Annotated in this window: 15 protein-coding genes; 7 read left to right on the top strand and 8 right to left on the bottom strand. The window is 42.0% G+C overall.

What is annotated here, in order from left to right:
• Positions 1 to 109: 109 nt before the first annotated feature.
• Positions 110 to 610, bottom strand: a complete 501-nt coding sequence (locus E0E36_RS01030) for a cupin domain-containing protein (protein WP_013664933.1) — start codon at positions 608 to 610, stop codon at positions 110 to 112.
• A gap of 167 nt (positions 611 to 777) precedes the next feature.
• On the opposite strand from E0E36_RS01030, the gene E0E36_RS01035 reads away from it, so the two are divergent.
• The 3 genes from E0E36_RS01035 to E0E36_RS01045 all read left to right on the top strand — a co-directional run bounded on the left by E0E36_RS01035 (position 778) and on the right by E0E36_RS01045 (position 5,370).
• Positions 778 to 1,926: an acyl-CoA dehydrogenase gene (locus tag E0E36_RS01035; protein ID WP_130854449.1), complete on the top strand. Its 1,149-nt coding sequence runs from the start codon at positions 778 to 780 to the stop codon at positions 1,924 to 1,926.
• Between the two features lie 64 nt (positions 1,927 to 1,990).
• On the top strand, positions 1,991 to 3,250 hold the full coding sequence (locus tag E0E36_RS01040; RefSeq protein ID WP_242627103.1) for a peroxiredoxin family protein: 1,260 nt from the start codon (positions 1,991 to 1,993) through the stop codon (positions 3,248 to 3,250).
• 11 nt (positions 3,251 to 3,261) lie between these two features.
• Entirely contained in the window at positions 3,262 to 5,370 is a 2,109-nt protein-coding gene (locus E0E36_RS01045; protein WP_130854450.1) for a M1 family metallopeptidase, read from the top strand.
• A gap of 7 nt (positions 5,371 to 5,377) precedes the next feature.
• Here the strand turns inward: E0E36_RS01045 and E0E36_RS01050 are convergent, their stop codons facing one another.
• From E0E36_RS01050 to panC, 5 genes are all read right to left on the bottom strand, one after another.
• A complete protein-coding gene (locus E0E36_RS01050) occupies positions 5,378 to 7,618 on the bottom strand; it encodes a helix-turn-helix domain-containing protein (RefSeq protein WP_130854451.1) in 2,241 nt (746 codons plus the stop codon).
• A 53-nt stretch (positions 7,619 to 7,671) separates the two neighbouring features.
• Positions 7,672 to 9,036 carry a HAMP domain-containing sensor histidine kinase gene (locus tag E0E36_RS01055; RefSeq protein ID WP_130854452.1) on the bottom strand — a complete coding sequence of 455 codons (1,365 nt, stop codon included), beginning with the start codon at positions 9,034 to 9,036 and terminating at the stop codon, positions 7,672 to 7,674.
• On the bottom strand, positions 9,033 to 9,719 hold the full coding sequence (locus tag E0E36_RS01060) for a response regulator transcription factor (protein WP_130854453.1): 687 nt from the start codon (positions 9,717 to 9,719) through the stop codon (positions 9,033 to 9,035). The genes E0E36_RS01055 and E0E36_RS01060 overlap by 4 nt, the downstream gene beginning before the upstream one ends.
• Positions 9,720 to 9,843: 124 nt before the next feature.
• Positions 9,844 to 10,194 carry an aspartate 1-decarboxylase gene (gene panD / locus E0E36_RS01065; protein WP_013664926.1) on the bottom strand — a complete coding sequence of 117 codons (351 nt, stop codon included), beginning with the start codon at positions 10,192 to 10,194 and terminating at the stop codon, positions 9,844 to 9,846.
• A gap of 182 nt (positions 10,195 to 10,376) precedes the next feature.
• On the bottom strand, positions 10,377 to 11,228 hold the full coding sequence (panC, locus tag E0E36_RS01070; RefSeq protein ID WP_130854454.1) for a pantoate--beta-alanine ligase: 852 nt from the start codon (positions 11,226 to 11,228) through the stop codon (positions 10,377 to 10,379).
• 241 nt (positions 11,229 to 11,469) lie between these two features.
• Between panC and E0E36_RS01075 the strand changes: the two genes are divergently transcribed.
• Positions 11,470 to 12,294, top strand: a complete 825-nt coding sequence (locus E0E36_RS01075; protein WP_013664924.1) for a glycogen/starch synthase — start codon at positions 11,470 to 11,472, stop codon at positions 12,292 to 12,294.
• A gap of 112 nt (positions 12,295 to 12,406) precedes the next feature.
• Positions 12,407 to 13,924, top strand: coding sequence for a DUF4270 family protein (locus E0E36_RS01080; RefSeq protein ID WP_130854455.1), 1,518 nt, complete (start codon positions 12,407 to 12,409; stop codon positions 13,922 to 13,924).
• A gap of 295 nt (positions 13,925 to 14,219) precedes the next feature.
• Here E0E36_RS01080 and E0E36_RS01085 read toward each other — a convergent pair whose 3' ends face one another.
• Positions 14,220 to 15,791: an SUMF1/EgtB/PvdO family nonheme iron enzyme gene (locus E0E36_RS01085; protein WP_013664922.1), complete on the bottom strand. Its 1,572-nt coding sequence runs from the start codon at positions 15,789 to 15,791 to the stop codon at positions 14,220 to 14,222.
• A gap of 291 nt (positions 15,792 to 16,082) precedes the next feature.
• Between E0E36_RS01085 and ispF the strand changes: the two genes are divergently transcribed.
• Positions 16,083 to 16,562 carry a 2-C-methyl-D-erythritol 2,4-cyclodiphosphate synthase gene (ispF, locus tag E0E36_RS01090; RefSeq protein ID WP_013664920.1) on the top strand — a complete coding sequence of 160 codons (480 nt, stop codon included), beginning with the start codon at positions 16,083 to 16,085 and terminating at the stop codon, positions 16,560 to 16,562.
• A gap of 24 nt (positions 16,563 to 16,586) precedes the next feature.
• Here the strand turns inward: ispF and E0E36_RS28145 are convergent, their stop codons facing one another.
• Complete coding sequence (locus E0E36_RS28145) at positions 16,587 to 16,748, bottom strand: FeoB-associated Cys-rich membrane protein (protein WP_083812281.1); 162 nt, start codon at positions 16,746 to 16,748, stop codon at positions 16,587 to 16,589.
• Positions 16,749 to 16,983: 235 nt separating this feature from the next.
• On the opposite strand from E0E36_RS28145, the gene typA reads away from it, so the two are divergent.
• Entirely contained in the window at positions 16,984 to 18,789 is a 1,806-nt protein-coding gene (gene typA / locus E0E36_RS01100) for a translational GTPase TypA (protein ID WP_130854456.1), read from the top strand.
• The last annotated feature ends 36 nt before the right edge of the window (positions 18,790 to 18,825 follow it).

The following is an 18,825-nucleotide window of genomic DNA, read 5'->3' on the forward strand; positions in this document are numbered from 1 at the left end:
ATCAGTTATCCGCAACCAGCCATCAGCTGTATTACTTCATTACTTTATTGACTACTAAATATCAATCGACCATTGGCTAATAATTACATAGCTCATTGGCTAATTGTACCTATCTTCCAAAATCATCTTGCACCCGTACGATATCATCTTCATCCGAAGGATTATCGATATCTGTATGTTGCCATATTTCTGCCAACACACCCCATCCGTCTAAGCCTACCAAACGATGGCGCTCTCCTTTTTCAAGCTTGATGACATCACCGGGATGTTTTGTCTTCACTTCATTCTCCACGTCTGTATCACTTATTACCACACCAACGTCTCCTTTAACAACTTGCCATATCTCCGCACGGCGGTGATGGTATTGCCATGACAAACGTTTTTGTGGTGCTACAACTAATATTTTTGGACTTAATTTCCCTGATATTTTTAGGTCTTGCACATTCAGCCCGTTGAAGTATGTATCTGCAAACTGTTGCGCCTGGTTCTCGTCGATCACAAAAAAACCACCCCATGGACGTGTCTGATCCTGTTTATCGATGTGAAAACCCTGTTTTTTAAGTGTTTCTTCTATTTCGGCAAAAATTTCCTGTTTAGCTATGTCTGTCATGGTTCTTATTTTTTGCTAAGATAATGAGTTTTTTTGAATTCAAAGGTTATCTTCCCTACACCCCAGGTTAAGGTTTGCGTCTTAATTCGTTTTGCTCGTATTCGTATTTCAAAAATATTATGCTTGCATAATAAAAAATCAGTAAATTTGGAACAAACCCTAGCATTATGAATTTCGAATTAACTGAAGAACAATTGCTTATCAGAGACGCAGCACGCGATTTTGCTCAAACTGAACTAAAACCCGGTGTAATAGAACGTGATGAAAAACAACAATTTCCAGCAGACCAAGTCAAAAAACTTGGCGAATTAGGTTTTCTTGGGATGATGACCGATCCTGCCTATAATGGGGCAGGACTTGATACAGTCTCTTATGTGCTCGTTATGGAAGAATTGTCTAAAATTGATGCATCGACTTCCGTTGTCGTATCAGTAAACAATTCCCTGGTATGTTACGGCTTAGAGAAATTCGGATCAGAAGAGCAGAAAGAAAAATACCTAAAGCCACTGGCTGCGGGAACACAGATCGGTGCTTTTTGTCTCTCCGAGCCCGAAGCCGGCTCGGATGCCACTTCGCAAAAAACGATTGCGGAAGATAAGGGAGACTACTACCTACTTAACGGAACTAAAAATTGGATTACCAATGGGAGCAACGCTGCTGTGTATCTCGTAATCGCACAAACACACCCCAACCTTGGGCATCGCGGGATCAACGCTTTCATCGTAGAAAAAGATTCCCCTGGATTCACAATTGGGCCCAAGGAAAATAAGCTGGGAATACGGGGCTCAGACACCCATTCCTTACAATTTTCGGATGTCAAAGTACCAAAGGAAAACAGAATTGGAGCAGACGGTTTTGGCTTTAAATTCGCCATGAAAACGTTAGAAGGCGGCCGAATCGGCATAGCAGCGCAGGCATTAGGTATTGCCTCCGGTGCTTACGAGCTAGCGCTCAAATACGCAAAGGAAAGAACAACCTTTGGAAAACCCATTGCCGAGCATCAAGCCATTCAATTCAAGTTGGCAGACATGTATACGCAAATAGAAGCTGCACGTTTGTTGTGCCTGAAGGCCGCATGGCTGAAAGATCAGCATCAACCCTATGCGGAAGCTGCGGCGGTGGCTAAACTTTTTGCCTCTGATACGGCCATGCGCATAACCGTAGAAGCGGTACAGATTCATGGAGGCTATGGTTTTGTGAAGGAATATCATGTTGAGCGGCTCATGCGCGATGCCAAGATAACGCAAATCTATGAGGGCACCTCAGAAATCCAGCGTATGGTGATTGCTCGGTCTATATTAAAAGAGGGCTTTTAGTATCACTTCTAATAATAAGCGAAAGATTAGTATTTTAGCGGCATGGATATTGAACGATATCCGAATGCTTAATAATAATACGATGAATATTGCGCGTTTTCTTTTCCTTAGCTTGTTCACAGCCCTCGCTTTTACAAGTTGCACAGACAAAACAAACCAGCTTACCAACGGTGTGTGGAGAGGTGCTTTACAAACGGATAATTCGGTGGATATCCCCTTCAATTTCGAAATATATGATTCCTTGGGGGTTAAACAAATGGCCTTTTTGAACGGGAAAGAGCGTTTGAATATCAATGAGATAGAAGAAACCGCTGATTCCGTTTTTATAAAGACCCCACTTTATGAAAGTGAGATCAGGGCTGTAAAAACGGCAAATGGATTACAGGGAAAATGGATTAAGCATTTACCAAACAAAACGATTTCCATGCCCTTCATGGCTGAATCCAACCAATCGTTTCGCTTTGTGAAGGAAGAGAATTCAGGTGTCATTAATATGACGGGCAGATGGTCTGTTCAATTTTATAAAAATAATGGCACCGATACGACTTTTGCGGTAGGCGAATTTGAGCAATCCGGCAATCAAGTGAATGGATCGTTTCTTACAACAACTGGAGACTATCGTTTTCTAAGTGGTGTAGTGGATAACAAAACATTTATGGTATCCGCTTTCAGCGGCTCTAGCCCTGTATTATTCACGGGAGATCTAACTGATGGCAGTGATATTATTAAAGGCAAGATGTATGCCGGACCGAGCTCCGTGATGAATTGGTCGGCCAGACGTGACGAAGATGCGATGTTGCCCGATGCTTACAAGATTGCCGGGCTAAAACCCGGAAACGATCGCATAACGTTCAGCTTTCAGGATCTTGACGGCAATAAAGTCTCGTTAAGCGACGATCGTTTTAAAGATAAAGTGGTAGTGGTTCAGTTTTTGGGATCGTGGTGCCCCAATTGTATGGACGAGACCGCTTTTCTAGCACCGTTCTATGAAAAATATAAGAACAAAGGTTTGGAGATTATCGGCTTGGCCTATGAACGTTATAAAGAAATGGACAAGGCCAAAGCAGCTGTTTTGAACTTAAAAAATCGATTTAAAGTGAACTATCCGATCCTCTTAACCGGTTATACAAACGATAAAGGGCAAGTGGAAGAAAGTATACCGGCATTGGATAATTTTTCTGCCTTTCCTACCACCATCATCATCAAGAAGGACGGCACGGTTGATAAAATCCACACCGGCTTCAGCGGGCCAGCAACAGGAAAACACTATACCGAGTTCACTCAAGAGTTCGAAAAAGAAATCAATAAACTGTTAGCTGAATAAAGTCGTATATAATGTCAAGAAACTCCCTCTTCATTTCTATTACCTGTTTGCTCTTGAGTTGTTGGTCTTGCGCAACAACGAAACATGTCGATATTCCTCCGGTTAATATATACGCCAACGCACCGAACGCGGATGTTTACCACGCTTCTTATCCGCTTAAAATAAGTATAAAGCATACCGACTTAGACCTTCGTTTCGACTGGGAACGGGCGCGCGTATTCGGAAAGGCAACACTTACGCTACAAAGTTATTTTTACCCACAAGATTCGGTCATACTGGATGCCAACGGCTTCGAAGTAAAAGCGGTCATGCTGCTGCAAGATGCGGCGAGGAAAAAGTTACCTTTCACCTATGACGGAAAGAAGCTTGCCATTGCCTTGGATAGAAAATATAACCGTGATGAGCTCTTTAAAATATTTATTGAATATACCGCCAATCCCAATCAGTTGGAAGTAGGAAAAGATATTGCTTCGCCCGATGATCGAGGGTTATACTTCATCCAGCCCGATGAACTAGCAGGCATTCCAAGACAACTATGGTCTCAGGGCGAAACCGAATGCAATTCTAATTGGTTCCCGACGATTAACAACACCATGCTGAAAATGACGCAACAAATTGCGCTAACGGTTCCTGATTCGATGATTACCCTATCAAATGGCTTATTAAAGCAATCGAAAAGAAATAACGATGGTACGAGAACCGATATTTGGAAGCAGGAGCTGCCACACGCGCCGTACTTGGTCATGATTGCGGCAGGAAACTTTAAAATTGTCAAAGATCAATGGCGCGGAAAGGAGGTGAGCTATTACATGGAACCGAAATACGCGCCATATGCCTCCATGATTTTTGGAAAAACACCTGAAATGCTCGAATTCTATTCGAAAAAATTGGGCGTGGATTATCCCTGGGATAAATATGCTCAGATTGTCGTGCGGAACTTTGTAAGTGGGGCCATGGAGAATACATCGGCTTCGGTATTCTTTGATCGAATGAATATGACGCCGGCTGAATATAAGGATGAAACGTATGAAGATATTGTTGCTCACGAGTTATTCCATCACTGGTTCGGCGATTTAGTAACCGCTGAATCCTGGGCCAATTTACCACTCAACGAGTCGTTTGCCACCTATGGCGAATACTTATGGCTGGAACACAAGTATGGAAGAGAAGAGGCGGATATGCATGCATTGAATGACGAGCTAGCTTATTTTGCGAAGGACAAAAACAAAGAGCTCGACCTTATTCGATTTAACTATGCGGATCGGGAACAGATGTTTGATGAAGTGTCTTACCAAAAAGGAGGGCGTATTCTTCATATGTTAAGGGAAACCGTTGGCGATGACGCCTTTTTTGCGTCACTTCAACTTTATTTAAAAAAACATGCCTATCAGTCTGTTGAGGTCCATGATTTACGCCAAGCTTTTGAGCAAGTCACAGGACAAGATCTTAATTGGTTTTTTGATCAGTGGTTTTTGGCCGCCGGTCATCCGCTTTTGGAAATAAAAACGCACTATCAAGACAGCACAAAACAGGTGATTGTACAAATTGCTCAAAAGCAGGACTTAGCTAGTATGCCGCTCTATAAACTACCTATTGCGATTGACATCTATGTAGATGGTCATGTTGATCGTCAAACGGTTACACTAACTAAACAGGAGCAAACTTTTCACTTGCCGGCCACTAAAAGTCCACAATTAATTAATTTTGATGCAAAAAAGTGTATCCTTGGGAAGAAAGAGCAAAGTAAATCGCTTGACGAATGGGCTTATCAATACAAACACGCCCCCTTGTTTATGGATCGCTTTGAAGTATTGGAAAACCTGAATGATGTATTGGATAGTGCTAAAGCGAAGGAGATCGTTGTTGCGGCTTTAACCGATAGTGCCTGGATGATACGCTTGATGGCGCTTGGCGCGATTGAAAAATTCACAAAGGACGAGTTAAAGCAGATTTACCCTACCGTAAAAAAAATGGCAACAGCCGACGAACGTTCTTATGTTAGAGCCAGTGCTGTGATGCTGTTACGCACCCTCTTTCAAAACTATGATAATAAAGAGATATTTAAGATAGCATCTCAAGATGATGCACCAAGTGTACAGCAAGCACTTCATATGAAATAATCGAGAGCTAGGCGAGCGTGCCTGTTTTTGTCGCTTGCCGCAAGGCTGCCTGTGCAATGCGTATTTCATGAAATTCTACTTGCCGATCAAGCAGCTCGCGAATTTCGGTAATTGTTTTTTGAGGATATTGCTTCAACAAGGGTATGATAATTTCAAGTTTACGGGTAGACATGAGATCACTCGCCTGCAAATCGGTGCCGATGAAATTTGTTAAATGCGCTATAACGGTACCGGTTGTAAGTCCTCTCAGCGTAGCTATCTCATCAATTGTATGTCCGTTTTTAAAGAGTTTGAGACTAATCTGTTTCGTTTCACCAACGACCGACTTGTTCTTTTTGGGTTGTTGTTCATTTTTTACCTGAAGATGTTGTTGTTGGTGCTTGGCCACCTCATAGATCAAATCTTGTATATTTCTTCCTTCACGAATGGCTTGCGTAATAAACGTGCTTTGCCTGATTTGTTCTTGTTTCCGCCGGTAGGTCAACAATAAGTCTGCCAACTCTTTCTGATATTTTTTATTCTTCTTTTTAGCAGCCCATGCATCCATATGTTGTTGAAGGGGGGTGATAAGCTCCTCCTCTAAACTTTTGAGGAACCAAGCAGCGGCCTTTTGAGTACGTTCATGAATGAGTTCAATGTTTAAATCATCTAAATGCCGGAATTCCTTATTTAACCAGGCATTAAACTTCTCTGCAACTTCAAATTGCTGATTGCAAGTATAGCATATGGCGTCGATTTTCTTATATGCAAGGCTCTTATCGGGAATGTTCTTGGTTAGTACATCGTTTTTGAAGGTATTAGTTTCAAGCGCCAAAGTACCCCAGGAAAAAGCTTTGCTAAGATTATTCAAAAGATAGGATTTCTGCTCTTGCAGTAGCACTTCTGCAATCTCATCCTCCGATAAAACACGACTGGAAAAGGCCACGACATGTGGATCCGTATGGATACTTGCCGGCGAAATCTTTGATCGGAGGACCAATCCTTCCAATCCCGTTAACCGACTTAGCGCAACGTACACCTGCCCGGCGGCAAAGCTGGATCCGGCATCAATAACCGCCTTATCAAAGGTTAGGCCCTGACTTTTATGAATAGTGACGGCCCAAGCTAAACGAATAGGATATTGCTTGAAGGTTCCCAGTGTTTCTTCGCTGATTTTATCGCTTTGCTTATCGTAATTATAACGAAGGTTTTTCCATTCCTCTTGTTCGACCGTGAATAGTTCCTTCTCTCCGGGAAAACGAACTTTTATTTCTCCATGTCGAGCATCAATTTTGTCGACTACGCCAATTTTTCCGTTAAAGTAACGTCGGTCTTCTCCTTTGTCATTTTTTATAAACATAATTTGGGCACCTTCTTTAAGGTACAATCTACCCTCGGTAGGAAAAGAGTTCTCTGAAAAATCACCTTTGATGGCAGCTTCGAAGCAAACAGCGTGCCCCGGTAAGGACTCTAATTTACGTTGATTGATTTGCTCCGCAATATGGTTATGCGAACTCAAAGTAATGAAGGTTTCGCTCGGCGAAGGACTAAAGTCGGGCTTATAATGCGCATTCAACCTATCCAGCTCCTCTCCTGAACAGCAGTTGTTTCGAATATTATTGAGCAGAGAAATAAAACGTGCATCTTTTTGTCGATAAATCTTATTCAGTTCCAACAAAACCGGTGGAGCTTCCTGCATAACATGGGCATCAAAAAAGAAAGGACTTCTGTAATGCTGATATAGCAAGTTTTGCTCATGACTCTTAACCACAGGAGGCAATTGGTACAGATCACCAATGAATAACATCTGAACGCCACCGAAAGGACTTGCATTGCGTCTGGCCCATCTCAAGATTGTATCAATAGCGTCAAGTGTGTCAGCCCGCAACATAGATACTTCATCAATGATTAATAGATCGAGTTCCTGTAAAATGGCTCGTCGTTGTTTAGTGAGTTTTACTTTTCCGAAAAGGCGTTGTTTGTTGTAGATCAAATCGCTCGGATCGTTCCAATCAAGTGTATAATCAGCCAAATACATACCGAAAGGCAAGAAAAAAAGCGAATGGAGTGTGGTTCCGCCCGCATTAATAGCCGCTACACCCGTAGGAGCTACCACGGCAAGCTTCTTATACGTATGTTCTTTTATATACCGAAGGAAGGTGGTTTTTCCCGTCCCCGCTTTGCCGGTTAGAAACACCGGACGATTGGTGTGGTTGATAAAGGAAACCGCTTGCGCGAAGGTGGTATTATGGGCATCGAAATTCGACATGATTGGGTAAATGTTGATGAATGCGGCTCTTAAAATAAGGAAATTTTACCAACTTACCTAAAAGATGGGAATAATAAAGCAAACTCCGTATAGCTACCCAGTGCTGAGCGAACGGTAATTTGGATGCGATGTAAGTCGAATATCTGCTTACTCAAATGCAGCCCGATACCGTGTCCCGGTATGGCCTGATTCTTCGGACTGCGATAAAACAAGTTAAAGATCTGCGCTAATTCGCTCGGATCTATTCCTGTTCCCCTGTCTTTGATTATCAGCTGTAGATGCTGTTCATGCTCGCTTAATTGTACGAAAACAGGTTGATTGTCTGAAAACTTAAGTGCATTGTCGACCAAGTTGCCGATTGCGATCATTAGCAAGTCGCGATTACCCGACACTTCCAATAGGTGGGGCTTTTGTTCCACTTGATCCAAGTCGATGTGTATAAATGCCTCGGGATGGGTAATACTTGTTTTTTCCAGTAGATCCCATAATAATTCATCCACACGAAGGGGGGCAAATGGCACATCGGAAGAAGCTTCCAAGCCCGATAGAAGTAGTAAACCTTCCAAAATAGATTTAATATGAAGGGCATCGACATGTATTGAACCCATCTGTGTCCGGTACTCGTCCGGTGTCCGGGGACGCGATAAGGTGATCTCCAGGTTGCTAATAATCGCTGCCAAAGGTGTTTTCAATTCATGCGAAGCGTGTTTTAGAAAGCTGCGTTGGCTGTCTACCCCCTTTTCCAATCGTTCCAGAAAGCGATTAAACGCTTCGGTTAGTGCGGTAAGCTCGTCTTTCTCTTTTGTGCCTACAGCCAACCGGGCGTGTAAATTCTTCGCCGTAATAGAATTTACGTCCTGAATTAGCTGAGAAAAAGGGCGGAATGTTTGCTTCGCCAGTAAGTGCGTAAACAGGAAGCTTAGGCAAACACCCAATAATAAGGATATCAAGAGATAGCGTTTTAATTTATCGAGCTGAGCCAACCCCTCCTTATCCGTGTCGGAAGCAACAACAACATAATCCCCCTCATTGTCGCGATAAAAGATACCTGCAAATTGACGTTCATTATCAGTGAAATATAAAACTTTCTTTTGTCGTACATGACCGAGTACTTCATCTGATAGTTGATATTGAAGGGTATCGTACTCGAAGACCATGCGGTTGCTTTTATCGAAGAATCGAATAGATTCTCGGTGAATTTCACGATATCGCTGCTCAATCAGCTCATATTTTTGCGCATTTAGTTCATCCTTCTCCAAATGAAAAAAAGCCGCTGTGAAGGCCCTCGATTGTAATTGTTGAAAAAATGAATGCTTAACATGTTGCCTGAATAGTAGATAGGTCCCCGTAAACGTGATTCCTAAAATAAGCGTAACAATAAGCGTTGAGTTCCAAGCGAGTTTTAACCTCAGCGTCATTCTTCTTTTTGTTTAAGCATGTACCCCCTCCCCTTCACAGTATGGATGAGGGGCGCGGCAAAGCCCTTATCAATTTTATTTCGCAGATAATTAATATATACATCTACCACATTGGTATGCGTATTAAAATGGATATCCCATACCGCTTCTGCAATCTGCGTGCGGGAAACCACTCGTTCTCGATTGTTTAGCAGGAATAGTAAAAGCTTATATTCACGAGGTGAAAGCAGAATATTCTTCCCGGCACGTTTTGCTCCCTGTTCCGCAATATTGACTTCAAGATCTGCGTATTTTTGTACATCCAGAATACCTTTTTCAAAAGATTTTCGTCGTAATTGCGCGTTAATGCGTGCAAGTAGCTCTTCGAAATGAAAAGGCTTTCCGAGGTAATCATCCGCTCCTGCCTGGAGTCCTTTTACCTTTTCCTCCGGATTATCCAAAGCGCTCAAAATAATTAAAGGACTTGTAATTTTTCGTTCGCGAATAGCAGTGCATATCTGGAATCCGGATACGTCGGGAAGCATGATATCCAGTATAATCAGATCAAAGTAAATATCTTGCGTCACTGCCAGGGCTTCGTAGCCGCTCGAAACACATTTTACGGAGAAAAGCTGTTCCTCCAATCCCTTTCGAATAAAACTAGCCAAGCGCCTGTCATCTTCTATCAGCAATATTTTTACCATATGCTTCCTTTTGTATAATGCAAAGTAATCACATTGTGAACTTAAATCAAATTAGATTATTCTAATAATAAAGGCTTAGCGATTGCATCATTGAACAGCGAAAAAGTTAGTGGGACGATGAAAACTATTTCACTAGTTTATTATTATGGTCCGGAAAAACCAAAATCGGTTCGTGCTTTTTGGCTTCCTCCATAGGGAGTTGGCAATAAGAAATGATAATCACAATGTCGCCTACTTGAACTAAGCGCGCGGCAGCTCCATTCAAACATACAATACCGGAACCACGTTCGCCTTTTATAACATAGGTTTCAAAGCGTGCACCGTTGTTATTATTTACGATCTGCACCTTCTCGTTCGGAATAATATTAGCCGCCTCTATTAAATCTTCATCAATCGTAATGCTACCCACATAGTTGAGTTCTGCCTGAGTAACCTTTACGCGATGAATTTTCGATTTCAACACCTCGATAATCATGGCACAAAGATACGCATTTTGTTATTTAATCTATCACAGATGCGCTGCTATTCGGAAATATGATCTATAGATTACCATTAGAGGTGTAGGGTGGGAGGTGGGAGGTATAAGGTTTTAGGCATTAGGCTTCAGGAGTTAGAACGCCAAAGCTAACAGCTAACACCTAAGAGCTTATAAAAGCCTTATTTCAACACTATATTATCAATTAAACGGACACCATCCACCCAAGCGGCCAATATAACCACAAGCGGCCTTAGGTCCTGTTGTTTTCTATCAATTTCCGATAAGTCACTCGGATTACAGATTGCGAAGTATTCCAATTCAACACCTTCCACTTTATCCAGGAAACTTAGTGCTTCCTCCTTTGCCTGTAAGGGGCCTGTGCCCTTTTCAAACGCTTGTTTTATCATGAACAATGCTTTTGATAAAGAAAGTGCTTGTTTTCTACCATTGGATGAGAGTCGTACATTGCGGGAGCTTTTCGCCAATCCATCCGCATCCCTTACGGTATCCACCATTTGCAGGCGCAGCGGTAGATGAAGCTTATCCACCATATACTGAATCACCATACACTGCTGAAAATCTTTCTGTCCAAAAAAGGCGATCGAGGGCTTAACAATATCAAAGAGTTTGTACACCACCTGTGTAACGCCTTGATAATGTCCGGGTCTTTTTGCTCCCTCCCAGATTTTGTCGAGTCGACCCAGATCGAAGAACCAAGGTTCGTCATTCGGTGGATACATCTCTTCCACCGTAGGTAAAAACAGGACATCACAGTTCACCGATTGAAGGAGTGCCACATCCTTTTCGATAGGTCTCGGATACTTTTCCAAATCAGCCGGATCATTAAACTGTGTTGGATTAACAAATATACTACAAACGGTAATATCGGTTGCGCGCTTGGAATGCTCAATCAAAGTTAAATGACCTTCGTGTAAAGCCCCCATGGTAGGCACGAAACCTATTGTTTTATCCTTTGAACTGAACGCTGATAGATGGGCTTTCAGCGCAATTTTTGTAGTAAAGATTTCCAATTTTTTTGTTATTAAAACAAGGAGGTAAAGTTGAACATTTTAAACCTAACTACAAAGGTTTTTTTATAAATCGTTGATATATCATAAGATAATGCGTATATTTGCAGACCGATTTTCATTAGAGCAATTATTTTAATGACTAATAAACTATCAAAAATAGGTTTAGCTGGCTCATACCGGTATGATTCATTGTGTTTGATAGTCTCACATTTCAAAAATTCTAAAATATAATTTATTGGAGATGGCAAAAACGAAGATATTGTACATTACCCACGAGATGTCGCCTTTCCTCGAACTAAGCAAAATTTCTGAGATAACAAGAGAGTTACCCCAGGCCATGCAGGAAAAAGGGTTTGAAATACGGATTTTAATGCCTCGCTTTGGCAATATTAATGAGCGCAGGAACCGTTTACATGAAGTGATCAGGCTTTCGGGGATGAATATTGTAGTGGACAATAACGACAACCCCCTTATTATCAAAGTTGCATCCATCCCAGCTGCCCGTATGCAGGTTTACTTTTTGGATAACGAAGAGTATTTCCAACGTAAACATGTATTTACCGACAAAGAGGGTAAGTTCTTTAAGGATAACGACGAGCGTGCCATCTTTTTTTGTAAAGGGGCATTGGAGACTGTTAAAAAATTGGGATGGTCTCCCGATGTAGTGCATTGTCATGGCTGGATGACGGCTTTGATTCCTGCCTATGTGAAAACGGCCTATAAAGATGATCCAACCTTTAAAGACACAAAAATCATCTATTCGCTGTATGCAGATAAATTTGAGCATGCTTTGCACGAGCGTTTTGCAGATAAAGCACTTACGGGAAACATGCATGCAGAAGATTTATCAAGCTATGATTCATCAGACTATTATGGTTTGTACAATGGCGCACTTCACTATACCGATGCGGTTGTTTTATCCGAAGAAAACATCGATGAAAAACTGTTAAATATTGTTAAAAAGAGCGAAATTCCGATAACTGACTGCAGAAATGATGCAGAATTCGAAAATTATTCCAACCTTTACGAGCAATTTTCCAATGAAGAATTGGAAACTGTGGCTTAGCGAGGAAGGCTGAACTGCAGCAAGGCGGAAGAAATAAGCCCTTGTAACTTTATCTGTACCAGGCAAGCGTTATAATGGTTTTACACAGCTTTATAGAACATATTATTTTATAATGAAGTATTATACTCGAGACTTATTGACGCTGTTAATAAGTCTCTTTATTTTAAGTAGTTGCAAGAATCCGGCGGGAATCGGGTTAGATAACAATCCGGGAGATTCCTTTTATGGCACCCTAAATGACACGTTAACGCTCAAGACAGTTACACTCCGTGACGATAGTGCCCGATCAGTCATAAGGGTTGCCAATAACAACAGTAATATCCCGAGCATCAATATCAATCAGCTTCCATTTGGGTATTACAAGGACCCGGTTTTCGGTGAAACGCAAGCGAACATCGCCCTTGCCATTTTACGACCTGAAAGTGGCGATATACGCCTCCCCCAAAACGCACAGATCGATTCGGCTGTGCTGGTTGTTCGATATGGAAACTCTTTTGTCGGTGATTCACAGTCATCCACCTACCTGCTTAAAGTAAGACAGTTGGATGAGGTGTATAGTCCCAACACGATCTATTATAGTACGAAAAATTGGAGTGTAAAGAGCGACGATATAGCAAGCACCCAACTGCGCCGGTTCAACCTCAAAGACAGTATCAATGTAATTGTGAGAGGAAGTAACGGCCAAGATAGTACGGTAAAACGCTATCCTGAACTGCGTGTACGGCTAAATAACAGCTTTATCGGCAGCCTTTTATCGCATACACTGGATTCAGCCACTGTAAACTCGGAGACCGGATTTTTGAATCATGCAAAAGGTCTTTACTTGACAATCGACAAGAATGCACAGCAAGGTATAGGTGGACTTGCGACTTTAAGTCCGACCAACCCGCAAAGTTCAGATTCGCCGAACTTCATGGAAGTCACCTATCGTGTTACGGATGCAGAGGGTGACACGGACACTTTAACCAAAGTCTTTCCAATCCCGGTTCCTACATCCAGCAGCAGCACCGGCGCTCCTTTTATGTATATGTCAGCCAGTATAAACAGGAGTTTCTCTCCGGTTATCCAAAGCCAACTGGCCAATACCGCTGTTAATCAGACTACTGTTTATGCACAAGCTATGGGTGGCTTGAGGACAAAAGTATCTTTTCCATACATTGACCAGTTAAAAGGAAAGAAAATTGCCGTTAACCGGGCAGAATTGGTCGTTTATGTGGATGACGACAATAGCAATACCGTAAGCACACCGGCACCTCGATTGACGCTATACCGAAAAGACGTTTCAGGCAATAATCAGCCCATTCCAGATGGTGATTCAAGGCCTGTACGTGATCTGCGCTCACAGTTTCAAGCTGCGGGACCATTTGCTTTAGGTGGTTTTTACGACGATAAAGCGAAACGTTATGTGTTTACTTTAACCTCTTATATCCAAGACGTCATTTTAGGCAAAGTGCAGAATTCGGATGTTTATATTGCGCCTGTATCGGAGATCATGACCAACACTATTCCTTTTTGGCCAGACATTACCGCACCTAGCAGTGTTGTTCTAAAAGGCTTTAACCCGGAAGATGCACAAGCTAAAAATGAACTCCGGACCAAATTAAATATTTATTATACCGAACTCGAGTAAAAATTTCATATAAAATGATAGGAAAAGCGACCTTTTGAGTCGCTTTTTTTACGTTTTGTAACAAAGGGATCAGCTGCGAGCTAAGTTTTTTAATATGCTCTTCGCCAAAAAATACACCTAGTCCGCCTACATCATAACCGCAAACATGGGGTAATGATAATAAGTGTGCCATGGTGCACAGTGGTAACTCTCCATAAGACCCAAAAAACGGGAACATCTTTACAGATCGTTCCCGCATTTTAAATATAAACAATAGAGCTATGTCTTTCTTTTCTAGAAGGTGAAGTTCCCTTGCCTATGGCGTCGCCTTTGAAGATTTTCGCAAACCGCTTTTCACTTTAGCTGATTTGAAACGAGGCATGCCATTGGTATGAATTTCCGGATTACCGACGAGCGTCATGGCACAGCGGAAGCCTACCGTTGCAGAGGACTCATCTTGTTGCATAAATCTTCTCGTTGCCGGATTTAACCAATATGCACGATCATTCCATGAACCGCCCTTATAAACACGCGATTTGTTGTTCACCAAGGTTGTCTTACCATATAAGGAGTCGCTGACTTCATCATTATACCCTCTCATGTCTGCATTGTATGCACTTACACCGCTATCTTGCGCTGCGGTTTGATTCTGCAATTCTTCCCATGTCTGTTTCCTCGGTGCCTTGGCCATCTCCTTAATTGGTCGGCCATATTTGTCCTTTGCATAAATGCCTTTCTCCGGATCTTCTAATTTTTTGTCCACGTAGACATTGCCCCTGAAGGGGTTAAAATCTTCGAAATCTTCATAGGTCAGCTTACGATACACATCACCCACCCATTCATTCACATTACCGGCCATATTATATAAACCGAAATCGTTCGGCTGATAAGCTGTCACCGGTTTTGTAATATCACCTGCATCGTTTAAGTATCCGGCCGTTCCCATATTGTCACCCGCACCTAACTTAAAGTTAGCCATTATAAGGCCCTGCGTTTTTTTCTTACCTGAACGAACACCTAAACCATCCCAAGGGTAGATCCGATAACCTTCTACATTTCCGTAGATGGTATTGCCAATCAGCCCCAAGGCAGCATATTCCCATTCTGCCTCGGTTGGCAATCGATAGGGTTGTTTAAGAAAACCATCCTCCAACCGTACCGGCCTTCGGGCATCTTTTTCTGCGCCCGGGCGTAGGTCTTTCGGCATGTTTTTACCATCTATACCTTCACCTTTGTATTGTCCATTCAAATAAATGTCGGTATTAAAAGGCTGCGCCGTGCTCTCTCCCGCACTTTCGGCCTTACTTTTGTAATCCAATAAGATTCCTTTCGAGCGCAGAATTTCTTCGTTTACACGATCGGTCCGCCATACACAGTAATCGTTAGCCTGCTCCCAGGTAACGCCTACAACAGGATAGTCTTGATAAGCCGGATGTCGGAGGTAATTATCCACATAGGGTTCGTTATAAGATAGAGGATTACGCCAAACCAGCGTATCAGGCAGCGCGTTATAATATAACTGTCGGTCGTTAGGAAAGTTTTGATTTAGCCAATAAAGATACTCAAGCCAATCGACATTAGCCACTTCCGTTTCATCCATATAAAAGGAAGCAACGGTTACTCTTCTACGCTTATTATCGTTCTCATAGCCCAGATCCTGATCTAGGCTTCCGCCCATCACGAAGGTCCCCCCCTCGATAATAACGAGTCCGGGACCGGGACCGGGCTTCACTTTTCGATTGACCTGAAAACCACCATTATGCGGGTCGTTGTATTTCATTCCCGTTTTTGATGATCGGTCACCCATTCCGCTCTTTTTGCTACAGCTCGAATACATGAGCCCAATACCACAAAGCGCAAGCACAATCAGCGTAAAATTTTTCTTCATAGTTTATGCGAATACACCACCATTCAAAATTAGCACATTAAAACAAAACGGCAACCGACCAACAAATGCTGAATACACGAGATAGCCTTTCATCTCTTCCATCAAATAATTTTTTTTATAGCCGGTTTTTGATATGTTTGGCAAAAAAGGTATCATAAAGCAAATTAAACCGCTTTTTTTTGACATGCTATAAGAAGATCTATCACGCCATAAGTTAGGCAAGGCGAACTCTTTTCAAAATAATGAACAAAATGAACAGAGAAGTCTGCCTTATAAAACAAAAACACAAACATGAAAATAAAAGTAGGCTTCGGCTTCGACGTCCATCAATTAAAAGAAAATCATCCCTTTATTTTGGGAGGAGAAAAGATCGATCATCATGCAGGCGCTTTCGGACATTCGGATGCAGACGTGTTGGTACATGCGATTTGTGACGCCATATTGGGTGCAGCGAATTTGGAGGATATTGGTTATCATTTTCCGAACACAGATGCTAAATGGAAGGGTATCAGTAGTTTAATTCTGTTGGAAGAGTGTATTAAATTATTAAAAAACAAAGGATGGGAACTTAGTAATATAGATGCCATGTTGTGTCTTGAGGCACCGAAGATAAAGCCTTACATCCCAGCTATGAAGGCACATATATCCAACGCTAGCGGCTTAGATGTAGAGGATATTTCTATCAAGGCCACAACCAATGAAACAATGGGATTTATCGGACGCAAAGAAGGGGTAGTGGCCTATGCCGTATGTTTGATCCAAAAACTATAAATCCTGACATCTATTTAAGAGGCACTATTTTGTTTGTTCCGGCATGTTGGAAAAATCCATACCGCATTTACAGTTGGAACCGCAGGTGCCTCCCTTTTTTGGTTTTAGATTGTTATACAACATGCGACCGAGGTAAAAAGCGGCCGCGGCAAACAATAATAAAACAACTATCGACTGTATATCCATAATACAAATATAACCAAAATACCTTTCACAATCAAGCAACTAGCTTGCTATACGAAGTGGACAAAAACGAAAAAACCGTCAAAAATAAAAGCAATCCAAGCGCTTAATTTTTCAAATGGAATAATTACCTTTGCGCAAAATTTTCCCTTTAGTTCTTTGATACTCAAAGCGCAGATGAGAAATTGATAAATTGCATAAAGCAATTTATCCCCAAATTTGAGATATACATACTTGGATGCAACAAATTAGAAACATTGCGATTATTGCACACGTTGACCATGGAAAAACGACTCTGGTTGACAAAATTTTACATTACACTAAACTGTTTCGTGACAACGAACAAACAGGCGAGCTTATTCTGGACAATAACGACCTGGAACGTGAGCGAGGTATTACCATCGTTTCCAAAAACGTTTCGGTGCGTTATAAGGACGTCAAAATAAATATTATTGATACCCCGGGCCACGCAGACTTTGGAGGAGAAGTAGAGCGTGTGTTAAAAATGGCTGACGGGGTTATTCTCTTAGTAGACGCCTTTGAAGGGCCGATGCCTCAAACTCGTTTTGTAACGCAAAAAGCCCTTGGCTTAGGTCTAAAGCCTATTGTTGTCGTTAACAAAGTAGACAAAGAAAACTGTCGTCCTGAAGAGGTGTACGAGCAGGTCTTTGAACTTTTCTTTAACTTGGATGCCACAGAAGAACAATTGGATTTCCCTGTACTTTACGGATCCTCTAAAATGGGATGGATGTCTAAAGACTGGAAGCAACCGACAGAAGATTTCACGGATCTATTGGATGCAATTCTTGAACATATACCTCCTGCCCCGTACAACGAGGGTACTTTACAGATGCAAATCACCTCATTGGACTATTCATCCTTTGTAGGACGTATTGCTGTTGGTCGTGTAGCTAGAGGTACTATAAAAGAAAATCAACCGGTGTCTTTGGTAAAGCGTGATGGCAAAGTGATGAAATCCCGTGTCAAAGAGCTGTATACTTTTGAAGGCCTTGGAAAGGTGAAAGTACAGGAAGTCCCTTCGGGCGATATTTGTGCTGTAGTAGGAATTGAGGGTTTCGAAATTGGTGATACCATTGCCGATTTTGAAAATCCGGAGCAGTTGGAGGTTATACACATCGATGAGCCTACGATGAACATGTTGTTCACAATTAACAACTCACCGTTCTTCGGCAAAGAGGGCAAATTTGTAACATCGCGTCACTTGCATGACCGCTTACAAAAAGAAATGGAGAAAAATCTCGCATTAAAGGTGCTTCCTACCGACTCGGCAGATGCATTCTTAGTTTATGGAAGAGGTATTCTTCATTTATCTGTCTTGATCGAAACCATGCGCCGCGAGGGCTACGAATTACAGGTGGGCCAGCCACAAGTTATCTTAAAAGAGATTGACGGTGTAAAATGCGAACCTATTGAGACCTTAGTAGTAGATGTACCGGCTGAGGTATCAGGTAAAGTGATCGAATTGGTAACGCAGCGTAAAGGTGAGTTACTTGTGATGGAAACAAAAGGTGATATGCAACATCTAGAGTTTGAAATTCCCTCAAGAGGTATTATCGGCTTAAGAAACAATGTATTAACCGCTACTGCCGGTGAAGCGGTTATGGCGCATCGCATAAAAGACTACCAACCTTGGAAAGGCCCGATCCCGGGTCGTTTGGCAGGCGTACTTGTTTCGATGGAAAAAGGACAAACAACTGCTTACTCGATCGATAAATTACAGGATAGAGGTCACTTCTTTGTGGATCCCGGCGTAGACATTTATGAAGGTCAGATTGTAGGTGAGCACAGCCGGGACAATGATCTAGTTGTCAATATTGTAAAGGGGAAACAGTTAACCAACATGCGCGCATCGGGCAGTGACGATAACGTCCGTATTGCTCCGGCGATCAAATTTTCGTTGGAAGAAGCGATGGAATATATCCAAGCAGATGAATACATTGAAGTGACGCCTCAGAATATTCGTCTAAGAAAGATTTATCTGACTGAGAACGAGCGTAAGATAAACGCGAAGAAATTCCAGTAATCTTTATACTTTTAAAAAAACAGGGTGACTTTCGAG

It is taken from the genome of Olivibacter jilunii, assembly GCF_900607235.1.
In the GTDB taxonomy this organism is placed as follows: Bacteria; Bacteroidota; Bacteroidia; order Sphingobacteriales; family Sphingobacteriaceae; genus Olivibacter; species Olivibacter oleidegradans.

Bases quoted from the DNA above. Each gene is read 5' to 3' on its own strand.
- E0E36_RS01075 (WP_013664924.1), top strand. From the start codon at position 11,470: ATGGCAAAAACGAAGATATTGTACATTACCCACGAGATGTCGCCTTTC.
- typA (WP_130854456.1), top strand. From the start codon at position 16,984: ATGCAACAAATTAGAAACATTGCGATTATTGCACACGTTGACCATGGA.
- E0E36_RS01085 (WP_013664922.1), bottom strand. From the start codon at position 15,791: ATGAAGAAAAATTTTACGCTGATTGTGCTTGCGCTTTGTGGTATTGGG.
- E0E36_RS28145 (WP_083812281.1), bottom strand. From the start codon at position 16,748: ATGGATATACAGTCGATAGTTGTTTTATTATTGTTTGCCGCGGCCGCT.
- E0E36_RS01030 (WP_013664933.1), bottom strand. From the start codon at position 610: ATGACAGACATAGCTAAACAGGAAATTTTTGCCGAAATAGAAGAAACA.
- E0E36_RS01055 (WP_130854452.1), bottom strand. From the start codon at position 9,036: ATGACGCTGAGGTTAAAACTCGCTTGGAACTCAACGCTTATTGTTACG.
- E0E36_RS01035 (WP_130854449.1), top strand. From the start codon at position 778: ATGAATTTCGAATTAACTGAAGAACAATTGCTTATCAGAGACGCAGCA.
- E0E36_RS01050 (WP_130854451.1), bottom strand. From the start codon at position 7,618: ATGTCGAATTTCGATGCCCATAATACCACCTTCGCGCAAGCGGTTTCC.
- panD (WP_013664926.1), bottom strand. From the start codon at position 10,194: ATGATTATCGAGGTGTTGAAATCGAAAATTCATCGCGTAAAGGTTACT.
- E0E36_RS01040 (WP_242627103.1), top strand. From the start codon at position 1,991: ATGCTTAATAATAATACGATGAATATTGCGCGTTTTCTTTTCCTTAGC.
- ispF (WP_013664920.1), top strand. From the start codon at position 16,083: ATGAAAATAAAAGTAGGCTTCGGCTTCGACGTCCATCAATTAAAAGAA.
- E0E36_RS01080 (WP_130854455.1), top strand. From the start codon at position 12,407: ATGAAGTATTATACTCGAGACTTATTGACGCTGTTAATAAGTCTCTTT.
- E0E36_RS01045 (WP_130854450.1), top strand. From the start codon at position 3,262: ATGTCAAGAAACTCCCTCTTCATTTCTATTACCTGTTTGCTCTTGAGT.
- E0E36_RS01060 (WP_130854453.1), bottom strand. From the start codon at position 9,719: ATGGTAAAAATATTGCTGATAGAAGATGACAGGCGCTTGGCTAGTTTT.